Annotated in this window: 14 protein-coding genes; 12 read left to right on the forward strand and 2 right to left on the reverse strand. The window is 44.0% G+C overall.

The annotated features are described in order from the left end of the window. Window positions 1-159: 159 nt before the first annotated feature. Together T546_RS0100835 and T546_RS0100840 are read left to right on the forward strand one after the other, a co-directional pair. Complete coding sequence (locus tag T546_RS0100835; RefSeq protein ID WP_026889997.1) at window positions 160-1047, forward strand: hypothetical protein; 888 nt, start codon at window positions 160-162, stop codon at window positions 1045-1047. Continuing rightward, window positions 1031-2182, forward strand: coding sequence for an MFS transporter (locus tag T546_RS0100840; RefSeq protein WP_026889998.1), 1152 nt, complete (start codon window positions 1031-1033; stop codon window positions 2180-2182). Before T546_RS0100835 ends, T546_RS0100840 begins: the two co-directional genes overlap by 17 nt. A 59-nt stretch (window positions 2183-2241) precedes the next feature. Here T546_RS0100840 and T546_RS0100845 read toward each other — a convergent pair whose 3' ends face one another. Then, window positions 2242-4620 carry a GH39 family glycosyl hydrolase gene (locus T546_RS0100845; RefSeq protein ID WP_026889999.1) on the reverse strand — a complete coding sequence of 793 codons (2379 nt, stop codon included), beginning with the start codon at window positions 4618-4620 and terminating at the stop codon, window positions 2242-2244. After that, complete coding sequence (locus tag T546_RS0100850) at window positions 4592-7036, reverse strand: GH39 family glycosyl hydrolase (protein ID WP_026890000.1); 2445 nt, start codon at window positions 7034-7036, stop codon at window positions 4592-4594. The genes T546_RS0100845 and T546_RS0100850 overlap by 29 nt, the downstream gene beginning before the upstream one ends. Before the next feature lie 253 nt (window positions 7037-7289). Here T546_RS0100850 and T546_RS0100855 point away from each other — a divergent pair, with 253 nt between their 5' ends. The 10 genes from T546_RS0100855 to T546_RS0100905 all read left to right on the forward strand — a co-directional run bounded on the left by T546_RS0100855 (window position 7290) and on the right by T546_RS0100905 (window position 19284). Continuing rightward, window positions 7290-8657, forward strand: a complete 1368-nt coding sequence (locus T546_RS0100855) for an MFS transporter (RefSeq protein ID WP_026890001.1) — start codon at window positions 7290-7292, stop codon at window positions 8655-8657. 17 nt (window positions 8658-8674) lie between these two features. Beyond that, window positions 8675-9778: a Gfo/Idh/MocA family protein gene (locus tag T546_RS0100860; RefSeq protein ID WP_026890002.1), complete on the forward strand. Its 1104-nt coding sequence runs from the start codon at window positions 8675-8677 to the stop codon at window positions 9776-9778. 29 nt (window positions 9779-9807) lie between these two features. After that, window positions 9808-10194, forward strand: a complete 387-nt coding sequence (locus T546_RS0100865) for a C-glycoside deglycosidase beta subunit domain-containing protein (protein WP_026890003.1) — start codon at window positions 9808-9810, stop codon at window positions 10192-10194. A gap of 17 nt (window positions 10195-10211) precedes the next feature. Then, entirely contained in the window at window positions 10212-11264 is a 1053-nt protein-coding gene (locus T546_RS0100870; protein WP_026890004.1) for a sugar phosphate isomerase/epimerase family protein, read from the forward strand. 262 nt (window positions 11265-11526) lie between these two features. Continuing rightward, on the forward strand, window positions 11527-13002 hold the full coding sequence (locus T546_RS0100880) for an FAD-dependent oxidoreductase (RefSeq protein ID WP_026890005.1): 1476 nt from the start codon (window positions 11527-11529) through the stop codon (window positions 13000-13002). Next, a complete protein-coding gene (locus T546_RS0100885) occupies window positions 12993-15110 on the forward strand; it encodes an FAD-dependent oxidoreductase (protein WP_026890006.1) in 2118 nt (705 codons plus the stop codon). The genes T546_RS0100880 and T546_RS0100885 overlap by 10 nt, the downstream gene beginning before the upstream one ends. Next, window positions 15107-16300: an NADH-ubiquinone oxidoreductase-F iron-sulfur binding region domain-containing protein gene (locus tag T546_RS22540; RefSeq protein WP_051629509.1), complete on the forward strand. Its 1194-nt coding sequence runs from the start codon at window positions 15107-15109 to the stop codon at window positions 16298-16300. Before T546_RS0100885 ends, T546_RS22540 begins: the two co-directional genes overlap by 4 nt. Window positions 16301-16324: 24 nt before the next feature. After that, window positions 16325-17290, forward strand: coding sequence for a flavodoxin family protein (locus T546_RS0100895; protein WP_026890007.1), 966 nt, complete (start codon window positions 16325-16327; stop codon window positions 17288-17290). A 13-nt stretch (window positions 17291-17303) separates the two neighbouring features. After that, window positions 17304-18224, forward strand: coding sequence for a sugar phosphate isomerase/epimerase family protein (locus T546_RS0100900; protein WP_026890008.1), 921 nt, complete (start codon window positions 17304-17306; stop codon window positions 18222-18224). A gap of 10 nt (window positions 18225-18234) precedes the next feature. Continuing rightward, the gene (locus T546_RS0100905; protein ID WP_026890009.1) at window positions 18235-19284 is read left to right on the forward strand and encodes a Gfo/Idh/MocA family protein; all 1050 of its coding nucleotides are present in this window, start codon (window positions 18235-18237) and stop codon (window positions 19282-19284) included. Window positions 19285-19356: the final 72 nt, after the last annotated feature.

Genomic DNA, 19356 nt, shown 5'->3' on the forward strand with positions numbered 1-19356 from the left:
ACAATAAAATCCCATTTGATAAACTGAACATATTTCATAAATGTGTTCTTTTTTTTGCGGATATATTTCGGTATGATTGATCCAGAATCTAAAGAAAATTATACCTGATATTCAAGGAATATTCAACCGAATGGAGGGGGAGAGAATGGAGGAATCAACATGGCTTATGTATTTAGTAAGGGAAAAATCATGGTAGCCCCAAGGACCTGTGGGAAAAAGATGAATGAAATCACCCTTGAGGATTTAAGAAACATGACGGTAGAGCTCACAGAAGAAGAGAGCCGGTCTGTGTTTGCAACGTATTACAAGGAACCGCTTGCCCATCTACAACCGGAACATGTCAGGGCGATAGAACACGGCCCTTTAAAGCCAGAGGAATGCTATATGCCAGAGCTTGCCGGAAGAATACTGCTTGATGGAGATGATATGTATCCCGCAAATGGCTACGGGGTACTGCCAAATGGCGTAGGCTTTGCAGCGATTAAGATTATACAGGATGGCATTACGGATGAGATGATAAGAAACTATCAGGAGAACTTTGCCAGTGACGAAAACTGTAACCTGTTTTATAAAACCTGGTACCCAGGAGCCCATCTCATTCATTTTGAAGATGGTGCGGTGGAGGATTTTGGCTGGGGAATGATGCGTATGGAGATGAATTGGGATTGCTTTCGTTTTAATCATCTTGGAATTGAGGAGACGGATATCTCTCAGCGTGATCCCGGCTGTATCTTTCTTATGGGACTTGGAGGAAAAGCAGAGGAGATATATGATCGGGAAGGGAAAGAAAGAGTCATGTGTATGGTACAGCATACGAGAGAAACGGACATTGGTCGGGAATTAAGAGTTTTATACTGGAATGGCATGACCTTTATGGAGGATGGGACACTAAAAGTCTGTCCAGAGCCTGACCGTGATAAGACCATGAAAGAAATGAAACTGATGATGATTCACTGCATGACAGAATATTGCAATCAGCTGAAGCTGATTAAGATGTTTTGGAATAAGGAGATAAAGGAAGGGTCAGAACTTGCCAGAGAGAATTAAGAAAAATAATATCATTTTGTCTATTATCGGGATATCCTTTGTACAGGGATTACAATTTAGCATATCACCGGTTTTAGGGCAGATACAGCTCCATTATCCGGAAGTAAATGTAAGCCTTATCCAGATGTTAATTACCGCACCAACCCTGTTATCCATGGTCATGTCAGTGGCGGTTGGTACCCTGGTTGTAAGGATCAGCAAAAAAAAGCTGCTTTTAATCGGCTGCTTTATTACAGGAATTACAGGATTTGTTCCCTTTGTATGGGACAGTTTTATGCTTTTGTTCTTATCCAGAACGATATATGGAATCGGACTTGGGATGGCGACTACACTGAATGCGGCTGTTGTTGCAGAGTTTTTTGAAGGGAAAGAGCGTGTTTCTGTTATGGGGATTCAGGCAGCCAGTGTAGGAGCCGGAATGGTAGTCATTACAGTTGCCAGCGGTCTGCTTGGGACAATAGGATTCCAATATGCCTATGTAATTCACATCATTGGTTTTATTGCAATGGTTTTAATCGCAGTCTGTCTTCCTGATACAGGTATTAAAAAGACGGATAGGCCTGAGCCTATTAAGCTTAACAAAAGGGTGGCTGCCATGGCAGTGGTTGGTTTTATGGAATTTCTGTTTCTGATTACGTTCTCCACAAATTTATCCATGCACCTTAGTGGGAGTCTGGCTGGAAGCTCTTCGGTATCAGGTAATTTAACGGGTGTGTTTTCCGGTGCCCAGATTCTTGTCGGACTAATTCTTGGTCTCTTGACGAATAAGTACACCATACCAACGGCTATGTTCAGTTTCAGCATTGGAGCAGTATTTCTCATTCTTTTTCCCTCCCAGGCGGCTCTTTTGATGATCGGGGCAATGTTCTGCGGTTTTTCCCAGGGGCTCTTTGTACCGACAGCTTTGGTTATCATTTCAAATGCAGTCAAACCAACTGCCGTTGCCATGGCCACTGCTTGCTTTAACGTTGCAGTCTACCTTGGACAACTGCTGTCCCCAGCTATTTTAAATACGGTTTCAACCTTCATCTTTGGGGAAGTAACGACTTCCAATGTATATATAATATCTTCCATAGGAATGGGGATTACAGCGTTTATTACAGTAATTATGATATCAAAGGCTCAAAAAGCTTAATACTTAATTTGACCGCCAGAAACGAGACTATTGTTTCTGACGGTCTTTTTATCTATTTCCTATACCTGTCTTATGATGTCCCAAACACAGACATTGTGTGCAAGAATTGATGTTTCCACCTCCAGGCAATCGTCTGCATGGAAGTAAATATTCCTCTCTTCTGGAATACAGGCTTTTAAAAGATAATTCAACTGGGAGGCTGAGGGGAGTTTGATATCCATTAAATATTCTGTTTCGCTTATGTTGCTTCTGACAAAGCCCCCGATCCAGATATCCAGAATGCTGCCGTGGGAGCGGTCTAATAGAAATCGGGATACCCGGTATTTGCCTGGGGTAATACCGTGTAAAAGAAAACGAAAGCTAACCGCAGGAACCTCCTCAAACAGCTTATAAACATTAGAAAATGAGGAATATTTCCCGTTTTCATAGAGGCAGGAAGACCTGGGATGAGCATAATTAAAACACATGATCTGATAGTGGTCAGGACCCTTTCTGGTAATGCAAAAGTTCTCCCCCCGCTTAATAATCTCAGTGCCCAGCCGCCCCAGCATCTGAAAGGCATAGAAGGCCGGCATGGCTATGTTATCCTTGTTAATGAGCCCGGAGCCCCAGAAGTAAAAGGCTTTTTGTTTCAGGGGACTTGATTGTGTGGTGGTATCACTGAACAGCCAATAGCCCATGAGATCACTGACGGAATTTAAATCCAGACAGGTCTTACATATATAGGCCGACTGATAACAGGAATATTGTATGGGCAATTCGGGCAATGATATGGAATTCCATTCTGTAATGTAAAACGGCGTGTGCAAGTCATATTTACGGATCATCTTTCTGATTTTCTGTGCCAGGTTCAGAGGAAGATTCTGATCCATACTAACAATTGTCTTGGAAGACTGGGGTTTTCTCATCAGGGAAAGATGAGCAGAGATAAAGGAAGGCTTCCCATCCCCTTTGTATAAACATCTTAGGATTTCCTCTAAGTCTTTTAAATCTTCTCTGGAATCAAAACCAGGCCCGCCCAAAGAGACACCGGGAAGATAGGAGTGGATCATATCCTGAATCAGTCTGAAATCAGAGGCGTATTGCTGCGGCGTTTCTCTTGGTAATTTCCATAATTCAAATACCCATTGCGAAGTCCATTCCTTTGGGTAGCTTTGAGAGCAGAAGGCTAAAAAAGCCTTTAATAGTTCAAAGAAACGGTTGTTTTTTAAAGAAGCCAGGGAATCCTGTAAGGACCCGCCCGGTTCATAAAATGTATGGCTCATCCGGGTCAGATCGATGAATGGAATCAGGTCGTGATCCAGCATAAAATGCATGATGTCATCCAGATCAAGGAAATAGTAATTATAATCAGGCAATACCCTTGGTATAAAAGAGGAGCTAAGGATTCCCTGAATGCGAAGATATTGAAAGCCAAGAGATTTTCTCGACTCCAGAAGAAGTCTTCTGTAATTTTCCGAAAGCAGGTTCTTTGCTGAACTTATATTGAGTAACGTGGAGAAGTTACTCCTCATGCCTTCCGTTTCATGGATATTCACATCAATCTGGCTGCTATAAAGACAGCTGTTTTCAGAAAGAAGAACCGAGTTGCTATACTCATCAAGCTGCTTGTACTCCTCTGCAAGCATATGGACGTGTTTATTTTTCCGGAATCTGCTGGGAGTCATCTGGTAGCTGGCCCGGAATGCTTTGCTGAAAGCAGTCACATCGGAAAAACCATTACGGATAGCGATTTCAGTTATGGGATCATCTGTATAGGAAACATCCCGGTATGCATGGAACAGCCGCTTTTCCAACAGATAGGTCTTAAAATTCTTATGTAAGTACTTGTGAAAAAATTTAGACAAGTACTGAGGCGTTAGATAAAGGGCTTCTGAGAGTGATGTAAGGGTTATTGGCTCGTTATAGTGGTGATCAATATAATCAATGATTTTATTGATGCGGGCCCCATGCTTTTCAGGAATTTTTTCATATAGTACGGGCTTGAAGTAATTCTCTTTTTTTAAGTGCTCCATAAGCTGAAACATGAGACTTAAGATGCTTAAATGATTCTCGGATGGTCCTTCCAGATACCGGGTTCCGATGTTTATTAAGATTTCTTTCAGAGCCGTATAGTTATTGCCTGGTTCCAGCACAGAGTCACAAATCAGGGTTCCGTAGTTTCCAAGGCACTGTTCCACAAAATAAGGGTGAATTCCTAAGTGGAAGATATTACAGCTTTCCCCCGGAATCAGCGTGGCCTTATTCATGGGACTTACAAGGCAGATATCACTGATAAAATACTGGGCTTCCTGCTCCGGCAGGCCAATGGTCAGCTTTCCGGATACCACATAAATGAAATCATAGGACTCATGCTGAAAGGTAAGTGGTTCATGTATTTCCATGCTGTGGAAAAATATAATAGGAAGATTAGAAGGGAGATTTTGATACCAATTCATCTGTGGGCCTCCTTAAAATCGCTGTTGGTGTGGTATGTAAGTCAAGGGTCACGAGCTTGACTTCCCGGCGTCTTAGACTGATGGGATAGTTAAGCTGTCCGCTGTGGTCCACCTCCAAGGTAGTAAACTTTGGAAGCATGGCGGAATTTTGCTTTAAGACCGATATATTCTCCGGTCGTGATACGGTCAAAAGATTCATTTGCTTCCAGAGAAATAAAAGATTGCTTCTGCTGTCCGATATAACATATTCCTTGACCAGATAAGTGCCTTCTGCGGCATCAGGAATCCTGATTTTCCAGTAATCCGGATCCGTTGAGATAAAAAGGGCTCCATCTGTTTCGAAGTCTTCGATCTGGACATTTCTGCCGGTATAAGCGGGATTAATATGCTCATAGTGGAAAAATAAAAAGCGGAAGCAGGAATTGGAGTCTGCGGTAAGCAGGAATTTCTTGTGGGCATATAACAGGTTTTTTCCCAGCATGGAAAACATGCGGTAAGCGTGGTAAGACGGCTTTGGAATCCCGCTGTCTGTAAAGAGTCCCCACCCACCGAACAGCATGTCCATGGAATCAGAATGGCGAAGGGGAACATCAGACAGCATGTAATACCCCAGGGCTTCGATATCGAGTTCTAAAGACTGGGACAAGTTCTTTGCAAGAAATTCCGATTGAAAGCTGGAATCGTTAAGCAGGTTACGGGAGGAAATGTTAGAGTTGAACTCTGTAATCCAAAGGCCGCAGGCAGGGGATAAGCTCCTTCCTATTTCGCTGATTTCATGGATTCTTTTTATGGCAAGATCTTCATCCGGGGAAATGGAAGCGTCAGCACCGTCACTGGTCAGCGGATAAATATAAGCCGTCAGAAAATCAGGAACAGCAGACGCTGCCTGCATCATTTCGTACATTTTAATGAGAAGCGGAGGATTGTTCCACTGATTAAAGCCCGGACCGCCTACCTGACATCCTGGGGCATAGGTCTTAATGATTTCTTTCAGCCGTTTAAAATACCGGATGTATTTTGGCAGAGGGAAAATCTCTGACAGCTCAATAAAGTCATAGATGGTATAGCTGATTTCAAAGCGCCAGGAATTTACGGACTCTTGCCCATAGCGGTTAATACAGGCCCGCATAAAGTTAGGAAGAATCTCTAAAAGCTGGTCAAAATAGGTAACTGTACTGCCAATCAGATTCTTTGCTATATTTTCTTTGGCAGAAAGCTGGATGCGAAAGAGCTTATTACTGAGCTCAAGAAATGGGAGCATCCGGTTTTCAATTATATTGTCTAAGATCTGAAAGATCTGATTGTATTCATAAATGGTTTTCCCACTGATGGAATACTGGGAAACAAGATCAAAAAGTCTGCAGATTCTCCCGTATGTAAATCCGATTTCTCTCTGGGTATTCTTTAGCTGATCAAATATCTTAACATTGGAAAAATCCTGAGCATATCCCAGATTAATGAGACGGTTCCAAAAGTCCGGAACCTGGTGACCTTTTCTGACCTCAGTTTCAATCACCTCATAAATACGAACCGTTTTTTCCTTTGGCGGTGTTTGACCGCTCTTTATCTGTCTTAGATAAAGAAGACTGCTTTCAGAGGAAAGAGGCTTCATAAAAGGAGATAGAGAAAGAGGGGAATTGTTCCGTCTTTCTATGCCCTCCAAATCAATATACTCCTTAAGGCTGTCATGGCTTGTCAGTCCTACCTTTTCGCATATCTTAGAAGGCTCTAAATCCGTATATCTGTAGTAGAGAGCTCCCTGCCTGCACTGTACTTCTTTTAGATAATTCTGAAAGGTCTGATTAAAATACTTCTGAAACAGACTGGACAGATATTGAGGCGTAATGGAAAAGAAAGCTGCTGTTTTAGACAGGCCGGGATTGTCCTTGTAATTTTCCTCTAAATAAGTGGTAACCCGCTCCACTAAAAGCTCTTGTTTCGACCCCTCTTTTCCCTTGGACAGGGAAGGCGTACTTGTCATTACATAGGAATCTCTCGTTAAAATATCCAGAAGCTGTAAGGTAAGAGCTGACAGACGGTATTGGTTCATCGCCTGACCGCTTAAAGATACCTTTGCATAATCAACAAGAACAGGATGCATCAGCTCAGAGTCAGACAGGATATGAATAGGTATGTCCAGCAGTGACTCTTTCAATAATGTATCCAGTATACATTCTGGACGAAGAGAAACTTTTAAAATCAAACATTCGTCTTTGGAAGTTACGTTTATGGCACTGCCAGGCGCAAATATCAGGCAGTCTTTTGGGTTGCAGCAGATGGTGGGACATTCCAATATCATACTCCCCCGTAAGATTGTAATGAGATCCAAACCATGAACCGGAAGCGTTTCTGTTTTGTTCAGGAGATAGAGATTGGCTGATTGAATAAAAGATTGAATTTCAGATATCGGATTCATAACTCCTCCCATAGATTACATTTTTTTCATTATATCACAGATATTAACTAATTGTGATGTTCTTTAATCTTAAAAAATAAATTAATGGCCAGTGAAAAACAAATGGTTAAAAAAGCACGGAAAAGAAGAGAAAAAAGCGGAATAGAGAAACGTTAGGAATGGCCTCCTTTGCTATAATTAGAGCAAGAAATCGTAGGGGAACAGCTGGATTTCAAATGCGCGCATGACACAAACAATGAAAAGGAGAATAGAAATGGGGACTAAAAGCAGTAAGATAGGACCGATGGAGTACGCTACCTATGGCATGGGGAATTTTGCCTCCCAACTTTCCTGGACCATGGTAACGACTTACCTGGCAGTATTTTACACAGATGTTTTTGGATTAACCGCTGGTTCGGTAGCGGTTCTTTTTCTGATAGCAAAAGTATGGAGCGGAATAAGTGATCCCTTAATGGGCGCATTGATGGAGCGTACCCATACCAGATTCGGGCGGTTCAGGCCTTATATCGTCATAGGCGCACCTCTGCTTGTCTTGTTTACCGTATTGACCTTTACGGTACCGGGGTTTGGAGGGAAAGGAAAGCTTATTTATGCTTACATTACATACATCGGTCTTGGCATGTCTTATACCATAGCTAATGTACCGTATCTGGCATTGCCGGCAGTTATGACAACTGACAGTAAGAAGATCAACCGCTTGAATACGGCTCAGATGATGGGGATGGTATTCGGGATGATATTGTTGAACCTCGTAACCCTGCCGTTAGTAAATCTATTGGGCGGTGGTGATATGGGCGCTGGTTATCAGAGAACAGCCAGTGTATTTGCATTAATCGCTCTTCCCATCTTCTGGATGTGCGCATGGAAATGTAAGGAAACAGTACAAGTGCATAAAGAAGATCAGGTTTCCTTAAAAGAGTCAGCAAAGCTGATTGTGAAGAACAAAAACTTAATTCTGATTGTGATCTATACCATTTTGAATATGGCTGGCATGCTTGGCCGAATCGGAGTGGCGGTTTATTTCTATTTATATGTGGTAAGAAATTATACTTTTATCACCATCTTTATGATGATGCAGATGCTGGTGGGCGCACTCATCATGCCATTTTCTCCTAAGGTCATGGAGCGCTTCGGGAAAAAGAAAACCATTTATTTCTCTGGTCTCATCCAGACAGTGGGTCTTCTTATGATGGTATTTGGTCCCTATATGAACATTCCCTATCTGTTCTTATGCCACATTGTATATGGTCTGGGATATATTGCCGGTCCTTGCGGATCGTGCATGATCGTTGATGCAGTTGACGATTCAGATTTAAAAACAGGAGTCAGAACCGATGGTACTGCATTTTCTTTAAATGGATTAGGCGGATTGATCGGTACTGCCCTTGGAGGTGCTCTTGGAATTGCAATTATTGGCTGGTATGGATACGTAGCCGGTGAAGAAATTACAGATCATGTGAAAACAGGTATTATCATTGCCACCAATGTTATGCCTGCAATTATATATGTGCTCTCCCTTATTCCCATTGCCTGCTACAGCTTAAAAGAGAGCGATATGACTGATATCAGAGAAAAGCTTCGGATTAGAAATGAACAAAGAGATTTAGAACGATTGAAATAGGAAAGGAAGAAACAAATATGAAGAAATTACGAATTGGTATCGTTGGCTGCGGTGGAATTGCAAATCAGAAGCATATGCCTTCTTTAAAAGCAAATGGAGAGTTAAACGAGATCGTTGCATTCTGCGATATCGTGGAAGAGAGGGCGGTAAAAGCGGCCAGAGAATACGGCACTCCTGATGCAAAGGTGTACACCAACTATATGGACCTGGTAAATGCTCCCGATGTGGATGTAGTTCATGTCTGCACACCCAATGTGGCTCATTGTCCCATAACCGTTGCTGCCTTTTCGGCTGGGAAGCATGTCATGTGCGAAAAACCAATGGCACATACCACAGAGGATGCTCTAAAAATGCTGGATGCCTGGAAGAAATCAGGAAAAAAATTCACCATTGGCTATCAGAATCGTCTGCGGGACGATACCCAGACCCTTCATGGCTCCTGTGCAGCCAATGAGCTGGGAGAAATCTATTTTGCAAAAGCCCATGCTTTAAGAAGAAGAGCGGTACCAACCTGGGGAGTATTCCCGGATAAGTCACTCCAGGGCGGAGGCCCCCTGATTGATATTGGAACCCATGCTCTGGATATCACCCTTTGGATGATTGATAACTATGAGCCATTATCTGTTTCCGGCCAGGTATATTATAAGCTGGGACGCCAGGCAGACGGACCGGACGGCAATGTATTTGGGCCATGGGACCCGGAAACTTTTGAGGTGGAGGATTCCGCGTTTGGATTTGTAAAGATGAAAAATGGAGCCACCATCTATCTGGAAGCATCCTGGGCACTGAATGTCTTAAAATCCATGGAGGCCTCCACCACCCTTTGCGGAACAAAAGGGGGCGCAGAGATTCATCACGGCGGAAGCTATCCAAAGGATGAGCTGATCTATAATACCGTGGAGCATAACATGCTCATGGAGAAAACCATTTCTCCTGCCGGAGTGGTGGATTTCTTTGAGGGAGGTGCCTCAGCAGAGGGAGTCAGGGAGCAGAAGCAGTGGCTGACTGCAATCTTAGAAGATAAGGATCCTCTTGTAAAACCAGAGCAGGCGTTTGTAGTGACTCAGATTTTGGAGGGCATCTATCAGTCTGCCGAAACCGGGAAGGAAGTTTTTTTCTAAACTAAAATAGGAAAAGGAGCTTAATCATTATGTTTCCAAAACAGATGTTCCATCCTCATGGTTTTAAGAACATTGAGGAAGACGGCAGGATTACAGGGTTCTGCTTTGAAATGAAGATTCAGTATTACAGGGGAATCACCCTTTCCATTTTACGAAATATAGAGGTCGTTGTTGATGGCGCAGAGTATCCCAGAGAATCCATACGGTTTACCGTGAATGGAGAGACCTTTACCCTGGATGAGATGAGAACTGTCATAAGCAACCGCTGGCTGTTTGGTCAGTATGGAACGGTCACAGTTCTGACAGAGGGAGGGCTTACCCCTGGCAGCCATCATATAACATGTACCCAGACAATCGCACCTTCCTACATGCCGCATATTCTGGTTCATGCAGGGGAGTATGATTTTGAACTTTGAGAAGGGAAGGTATTGTGATGGATAACAAAATAAAAAGAAGTGTGTCCCTGTATAGCTACCAGCAGGAATATTACGAAGGAAAGCTTGATCTGGAGGGCTGTATCCGTGAAACAGCAAAAACAGGAGCCACAGGCATTGAACTGCTGGCAGAACAAATGGTAGATGATTTTCCGGTAATCACCCCGGAATTTAAAGAAACGTGGTTTGGCTGGATGAAAAAGTATGGAACAGAACCCACCTGCTACGATGCGTTTCTGGAAAACCGAATCTATGACAACCGCGTCTGTACCTTGCGGGAGCAGATTCATATGATGAAGCGGGATATAGAAAACGCCAGTCAGCTGGGCTTTCAGACCTTAAGAACTCTGGTTTCCACTCCCATGGATGTGATTGAAGGGAGTATCCCGTTTGCAGAAGAAAAGAATATTAAAATCTGCATTGAGGTCCATTCTCCGTTCTCCCTTAATTCTGGCTGGGCTGACGGCTATATGGAAATGATACATAAGACCGGAACAAAGCATTTTGGTTTTATGCCTGATTTTGGAATATTCTGCCGCCAGATTCCAGATATACTGACGGCTCAGGCTGTTCGGAATGGCTGCAGAGAAGAAGTGATTAAAATCGTGGAGGATGCCTTCCAGGAGCGTGTAAGCAAAGGCTTTATGAAGATTAAATATGATTTAAATCTGGGAAGAGCCCACGGAGAATATATGAAAGCCAATGGATATCCAAAACTGATGGAGGCACTGGATAAGATTCATGCCACACCAGCGGAACTGGCCTATGCAGGTTCCACCTTTGACTATACCTGGTGCGATCCGAAAGACATTATTGATAACATCCAGTATATCTACCATACCCATGCTAAGTTCTATCACATGAATGAAGCTTATGAAGAGACCTCTATTCCCATAAAGGAAGTGGTCGAGGCTTATAAAAAAGCTGGATATAACGGTTATCTTTCTTCTGAATACGAAGGGAACCGGATGTTAAATGATGCCCTGGAGGTTGACAGCATAGAACAGGTAAGGCGTCAGCAGGAGGCACTGAGAAGAGCCATAGAGGAATAGGGATGAAACGTACCGGAGGAATCAAAGTGTATCAGTACTTTGGTTTTGCCGGTACTTTTATCTTAATGGTATCAATGAGAGAAAATATTAATAAAAATTTAAAATGATGAATGTTATGTTTTTGGATTAATTTGAATAAATCAAATGGATTAAAAATACATGGATATTATTCGTTATAAATGTGAAAATGCCGAGAAGGTTTTTAAATAGAATTATATAATTATACTTGTCAAACGGATTGTTCGGAAAGGAAGTTACATATATGAAAGAGTATGAAGCACAGGTTGGAGTCATTGCGGCAGGCCCTTCCGGACTGGCGGCGGCTGTTCAGGCGGCCCAGTTGGGAGCAAGCGTGGTGGTGCTTGAAAAGTCAGCCGCAGTCGGCGGCGCTGCCAATATGGGAATGGGTCCTTTGGGAATCGGGACCCCATATCAGAAAAGACAGATGATTGATATCAGTGTAGAAAAAGCGTTTAACATGTTTATGGATTACACCCATTACAACGTGGATGCCAGACTGGTAAAGCGGTATTTTGCCCAGTCTGGAGAGACCATACAGTGGCTTGAGGATATGGGCGTAGAGTTTGAGGGCGCGTTCCGGTATTTTCCTCAGTCAGAAGCTACCTGGCACATCGTAAAGACAGATACGGGAATCGGGCCAAGGGCAGCTTCCTTTATGAATCGTGCCATGTATGAAAAGGCGCTGGAGCTTGGGGTAACAATACTGCTGGAGCATTCTGCCAGGAAAATTATAAAGGAACATGGTAAGGTAACAGGGATCATAGGAACGGCTCCTGACGGGCAGGAAGTAAGAGTCAGCTGCCATACAGCAATTATCTGTACCGGAGGAGCCGGGGCCAATAAGGATATGATTAAGGAGTTTACTGGTCTGGAGCATGGAAAGGACGTTTTTCATTTTGCCATACCCGGATTAATGGGGGATGGACTTAGAATGGCCTGGGAGGCAGGAGCTGACCAGACCCAGATGAGAATAGAGATGGCCAGTGATCTGGGTGGGGGAGAGCCCACGACCGGAGGGGTCACCAATATTATGAAGCAGCCTAATCTGCTGGTGAATACCTTTGGTAAAAGGGTCATGAATGAGGATTATATGCAGAACACCACTTACCTGTCCAATGTAGCAAATCATCAAAAGAATAAGGTCTGCTTTTCCATTGTAGACAGCTCCATCGTGAATTACTACGTCAGCCATGGGGTAGACGTGACAAGTCTGGTTACTCCAAATCCCGATGTATCAGATTTTTATGAAGGAATAGAGATGCTTAAGAAGAATGGAAGCAAGCATTATTTTGTAGCGGATACCATAGAGGAGCTGGCACAAAAAGCAGGGATTGATGAAGATAATTTAAAGGAGACCATTGATAATTATAACTACTTCTGTGACAGCAGGGATCTTGAATTTTATAAAGATCCAAAGTATCTAAGACCTCTGTTTAAAGCTCCTTATTATGCGGCAGCCATACATCCTGGCGGCTATGGGACCGTAGGAGGCATTCGGATCAACGAAAACTGCGAAGCCTGCGATAAGGAGTATCAGCCAGTGCCTGGACTTTACTGTGCCGGTGCAGATTCCTGTAATATTTACGATGACAGCTATATGTTTCTATTGCCTGGAAATTCCATGGGCTATGCGGTAAATACAGGACGCATTGCAGCCCTCAGTGCGGTGGAATACATAAGAAAAGAAGGTAAGAATGGGAGGGTATTATGCCAGTAATAACAATCGATGGTATAAAAATTCAGGTACCGAAAGATTCCTGTGTGCTGGAAGGGGCGCTAAAGGCAGGAGTCTACATTCCCCATCTGTGCCACCACCCCGATCTTCCGGAACACAGCTCCTGCCGGCTGTGCATTGTAGAGGTAGAAGGGGAGGACCAGGTGGTGACCTCCTGTACCTTAAAGCCAAGGGACGGTATGGTGATTCAAACGAAAAGTGAAAGGATTAACAGGCTTCGGTCCCTGGCACTTGATCTTCTTTTGGCGGGTCACCCGGAAGACTGTTCCACCTGTCCAAAGTATGGGAACTGCGAGCTCCAGACACTGATTCAGTATTTAGGCGGAGCCAGTTCACGGATGAAGCACCGGGTAAAAGGCTTCCGCTCCATAGAAGATAACCCCCTTCTGGCTCACGATATGAACCGGTGTGTCTTATGCGGCCGCTGTGTCAGGGCCTGCAAGGATTTACGAGGGGTAGGAATTTTAAAGTATTCCACAGAAAACATGGAAACCTATATAGGTACGCTTCATGATAAGCTTTTAAAGGATGAGGACTGCCGGTTTTGTCAGGCCTGTGCCGAGGTTTGTCCAACCGGAACCATTCGTGACAAGCGTTCCCCTATGGAAGGGGATAAAACAAGGGAAGAGATGATTGTTCCCTGCCGGGCCTTCTGCCCAGCCCATACGGACGTTCCCCGTTATATCTATCTGGTAAAGGAGGGGAGATATGAGGAAGCCGCCGCTGTGATTCGGGAAAAGGTACCATTTCCAAAGGTCCTTGGCTACATCTGCAATCATGTATGCGAAATGCAGTGCAAGCGGAGCGAGGTCAATGAGGCCATGTCCATTCGGGAAATCAAGCGGTATGCAGCAGAAGCAGATACCGGTACCTTTTGGAGAGGAAAAGGAAAACAGCTTCCCCTTACAGGAAAGAAGGTCTGTATTGCAGGGGCGGGACCGGCTGGTATGACGGCTGCCTATTACTTAAGAAAGCAGGGGCATGAGGTGACAGTGCTGGAAGCAAACTCCCAGGCAGGAGGAATGCTTCGCTATGGAATTCCTGAGTATCGTCTTCCGGGAAATATTATTGAGGAAGAATTACAGGTAATGATGGACGCTGGTGTAAAAATGGAATGCAATAAAAGGGTGGAAGACCCCATTGTTTTGAAAGAGGAATATGATGCGGTGCTTTTAGCCATGGGAACTCATAAAGGCGTACGGCTTCCCATAGAAGGCTCAGAGCTTAAAGGGGTGCTTGTAAATACAGAGTTTCTCAAAGCTGCCACAGAAAAAAGGGAGAGTGGAATGGGAAAACGGGTGGTTGTTCTTGGGGGAGGCAATGTAGCCTTCGATTGTGCAAGAACAGCAAAACGCCTTGGTGCCATAGAGGTTCATCTGGCCTGTTTGGAAAGCAGAGAAAACATGCCCGCTGATGAAGAGGAAATTACACAGGCAATGGAAGAAGGAATCCTGATACATCCTGGACGGACTTTTGAGCGCATTACAGGAGAGTCCCAGGCAGATGGAGTTGAGTTCATGGAGGTCCTGACCTTTGCATTTGATAAGAATCGCCGCCCGGTTATTACGAAAAAGGAAAACTCGAAATCCTGTATTCAGGCTGATACCGTTATTTTTGCAGTTGGACAGCGTCCGGAGCTAAGGAAAGAAAACGGTCTGCCCCTCACTCCGGGCGGTTACATAGAAGTAGATGAAAAAACACTGAGAACCGGGATTGATGGAATCTTTGCCGCAGGAGATGTAATCTATGGAACCAGGTCTGTCATAGAAGCCATTGCCTCCGGACGAAAAGCCGCTGCTTCCATCGACCGTTATCTGGGTGGAGATGGTGATATCAGTGAGATACTCGCCCCTGTTACAGAGAGAGAGGACTTCATCGGGAAAATTGAGGGCTTTGGGGATAAAACGAGGGCAAAAGAACAAATCGTCTCTGCAGATGAGCGGGTAAGCAGCTTTCAGCCATATCATGGAGGAATCTGCGGTGAGGATATCTGCAAAGAAGCAAACAGGTGCCTGCAGTGCGATCTAAGACTTAAGATCACGCCTCCAAGACTATGGGGCAGCTTTGACCGGGAGGAGGAAGTTCGATGAGTACGTTTCAAAAAGCGAAAGCAGCAGGGCGGGAAGCCTTGATAGAACGGGTAAAAAAGAATGAAATCCCTTTTGATATGACGACTGGAAAGAACACCGTCTCCATTGTGACCGGTCTTAAAAATCACGATAGAGAGCATGTGCTTCTTCGTATCCTGGAGCAAGACCCGGAGGTGGTTTTGCAGGGACTTGCAATTGCCGGTTTTATTATGAATGATGCAGAACTTCTATGTTATCTTCCAGAAGAGAAAGCTGAGCTTAAGGAGCTTTTAGAGGAAAAGGCCGCTGAGCTTGAGATTGAAGTAAGGGTGGAGACGGGTAAGATACCGGCAGATATTCTTGATACAGGTCTTTATTGCAGCTTTATCATGCTGAAAGGGTTATACGAAACGGTAGAAGAAACTTATGGACCGGAATATTATCTGTGTACAAAATACAAAAGAGGAAAAGAGGAATGGTACGGAAATCCCCAATGGGTGAAGCCAGGTACACCATTTAACGAACTCATTGAGATGGACCCAAAGAGAATCAAAGCAATACAGCTTGGAACCCATCTTTATTTACCAGACATACTGGAGGAATCGGTTGCTGAATCAGAGGTATGGAACCTGGATACGGGTGTAATCACCGTATTCGATGAGAGCTGCTGTATGATTCATGAAGCAGAAGAAAACCTGTATGGAGGGCGCAGGGAATGCTGCGGCAAGTGTACCTTCTGTCGGGAGGGATTATTGCAGCTTCATACCAGGGTTCATGACATTACCTCTAAACACGGGGAGTGGGGCAGTATGGAAATCATGAAAGAGCTGGCGGAGGCCATGGCTTATAGCTCTAAGTGCTCTGTTGGCAATACAGGAGCGGATTTTTTACTGGACACTTTCCGGTTTTTTGAACAGGAATATGTGGAGCATATAAAAAAGCACACATGTGCAGAGGGCATCTGCTCCGCCTTTACCAATATCTATATTGCACCCGATGGCTGTGTTGGCTGTGGAAGCTGTATGAAAGAATGCCCGGAGGATTGCATCGAGGGGCTGCCAGGGTACATTCATATGATCGAAGGATTAAAATGCACCAAATGCTTAAGGTGTGTAAAAGCCTGCCCCCAGCAAGTGATTTTTTCCACGACTGGTAAAATTCCTTCCATACCGGACCGCCTGACACGGGTAGGACGATTTAAACGATATTAATTGAAGAAAAAGGAGAATAAGAGAATGAAAGTATTAGGAATTAATTTTGGCGGGCGCGCCATGAAATGCGGAGAAATTATGGTGAAGGAAGCGTTGTTTGCAGCAAAGGAAGCGGGTGCAGAGGTGGAATTTGTTCGTACCATCGGGATGCGGATTGACCCATGTCTTGGTTGCGGTGTTTGCAGTCAGAAGCGGGATCAGGGAGACAATGTACATTGTATTATTAAGGATGATTACGATAAGCTGGTGGAAAAGATTCTGGATGCAGATGGAATCATTGTGGCAGCACCTGTATTTTCAGTAGGTCCAACCGGTCAGATCAAAAATTTCATAGACCGCTTTGGCGCTTCCCATGACCGGGCCGCCCTTGATGAGATCCAGAAAAAGAGAATCGAAGAGGGAAAAAGCGGCGAGGAGCTGTTAGATCCCCGTTATTTTAAGAAACGGTATGTTGCATATATGTCCATAGGCGGCGCAGATACTCCTCACTGGGTAGCCTTAGGCTTGCCTACCATGGCTGAGTTCGGCACTTCCATCCATATGAAGGTAGTTGGTCAGCTGGATGCGTATGGGCAGGGTCAGAGAGCCAATCCGCTGTTTGATGATAAGCTTATGAGCCAGTGCCGGGAGCTTGGAAAAAGAGTGAATGAGGCTTATGGAAAAGAGTACGATGACATTGAATGGTATGGAGAAGAAGGGGTTTGTCCCGTTTGTCATGGAAAATCCTTTATGCTGGATCAGGCGCCTGACATTTACTGTGTGACCTGCGGGGTGAAAGGAACCATGGACTTTAAGGATGGCTCCATGAAGATTCATTTTGCTCCCGAGGATAAAAAGATATCAAGGACCTCCATGGAAGGCCTCTATGACCATTACTGGGAAATTGAACATATGAAAGAGGTCTGCATTCCTAAAATCATGGAAAATAAGGAATGGCTGGAAGAGCATTTACAAAAATATAAGGACTTTGACAAGGTGATCGCAGAGTAAAAGGAGGGGGATGATGAAACTTGGATTTGTCAGCGCAATACTGGATGGCAGCAGCTTTGAGGAGATGATGGATCTTGCCTCCTCCCTTGGCTTTGAATGTGTGGAGGTGGCCTGCTGGCCGAAAGAAAAAGCCCAAAGACGATACGCAGGAGTGTCCCATATTGATGTAGATCGTGTCGTAAAGGACCCAGACTACGCCAGCTATATTAAAGCTTACGCAAAGGAAAAAGGGATTACCATCTCCTCACTGGCCTATTATCCTAATCCTCTCGATGAAGATAGAAAGAAAGGAGAGGCGGCTGCAGAACACTTAAAGACAATGATAAAGGCCAGCAGGATTCTCTCCGTGGGAATGGTGACCACATTCATTGGAAGAAATCAGAATAAGAGTATAGAGGAAAATCTGGAGTTGGTAAAAGAGGTCTGGCCGCCGATTCTGACACTGGCAGAGGAAGAGAATGTAAAGATTGCAATTGAAAATTGTCCTATGCTGTTTGGAAGAGATCAGTGGCCTGGAGGACAGAATTTAATGACAACGCCCTCCATCTGGAAAAAAGTGTTTGAACTGCTTCCAAGTGACCATCTTGGCCTTAACTATGATCCCTCTCACTTTGTCTGGCAGATGATTGATTACATAAAGCCCATGTATGAATTTGCAGATAAAATCTTTCATGTACATTATAAGGACATCAAAGTTTATAGAGATAAGCTTGATCAGGTTGGAATTATGGCGTATCCTCTGGACTTTATGTCTCCGAAGCTTCCTGGCCTTGGTGATGTGAATTGGGGCAGATATGTGAGCGCTCTCTATGACATTGGTTTTGATGGATGCACTTGTATTGAAATTGAAGATAAGGCGTTTGAAGGAACAAAGGAAATGATCCAAAAAAGCCTTGAGCTAAGCAAAAAATATATGGAACAATTTGTGATTTAGGAGGAAATGAATGGAGAAAATAAAAATTGGAATCGCAGGCTTTGGTTTTATGGGGCATTGTCATGCAGATACCTTAAAAACCATAGATGAGATAGAACTGACGGCAGTTGCAGATACTAACCCGGAGCAGTTAAAGGATGCTCCGGCTGGAGTTAAGGTATTTAAAAGCATGGAGGAGATGCTGAAAGGAGCCGATATGGATGCAGTCATTATATCGACTCCCAATATCACACACCTGGAAATGGTGGAGATGGCCGCAAAAGCCAAAAAGGCAATTATCTGTGAAAAGCCTGCCGCAATGTCAGTCAAAGAATTTGATCAAATGACTGCTGTGACAAAGGAGAACAATGTCCTATTTACCGTGCACCAACAGAGGCGATGGGATACGGATTACTGCATTATGAAAGAGGTCTATGATAAAAACATGGTTGGAGATGTCTATGTGATCAAATCCCAGCTCTATGGCTTTAATGGTTACATGCACGACTGGCACGTATTCCCCGAATTAGGCGGCGGAATGCTCTACGACTGGGGCGTACACTTAATTGACCAGATCTTAAACATGGTAAATGCTCCCATGGAGTCCCTTTATGCAGATTTAAAAAATGTGATTAATGAGAACGTGGATGATTATTTTAACATCATGATCCGGTTCAAAAATGGAGTCACAGCTGAGATCGAACTGGGTACTTATTATCTGACACCGAAAAGAGCATGGTTCATCGGGGGAAATAAAGGCTCTGCCATGATTGACGGTTTTGCCGGAGAGGGAAAGATTGTCCGCACCTCTCATTTGCTCCAAAATGTTCCAGGTAAAATTACAATGACAGCGGCTGGTCCCACAAGAAGCTTCGGACCCGCTGCACCAGGGCTGTTAGTGGAAGAGCCGCTGCCTCAGGTGAATGTCTCTCATAGAGATTATTTTCTTCATTTTATCCGTTCCTATTATCAGAAAGAAGAGATAATGATAAAGCCGGAGCAGGTAAGAAAAGTTCTCTGTGTTATGGATGCAGTCAGGGAATCTGCGAAGACAGGAAAAGCCATCTCATTGGAATTATAAAGAGAGCTGCACTAAAATATATACAAAGAAAATTCCTTTTTCAATGATTTTGCGGAGGAATATTGTATAAAA

Source organism: [Clostridium] aerotolerans DSM 5434, from assembly GCF_000687555.1.
GTDB classification, from domain to species: Bacteria; Bacillota; Clostridia; order Lachnospirales; family Lachnospiraceae; genus Lacrimispora; species Lacrimispora aerotolerans.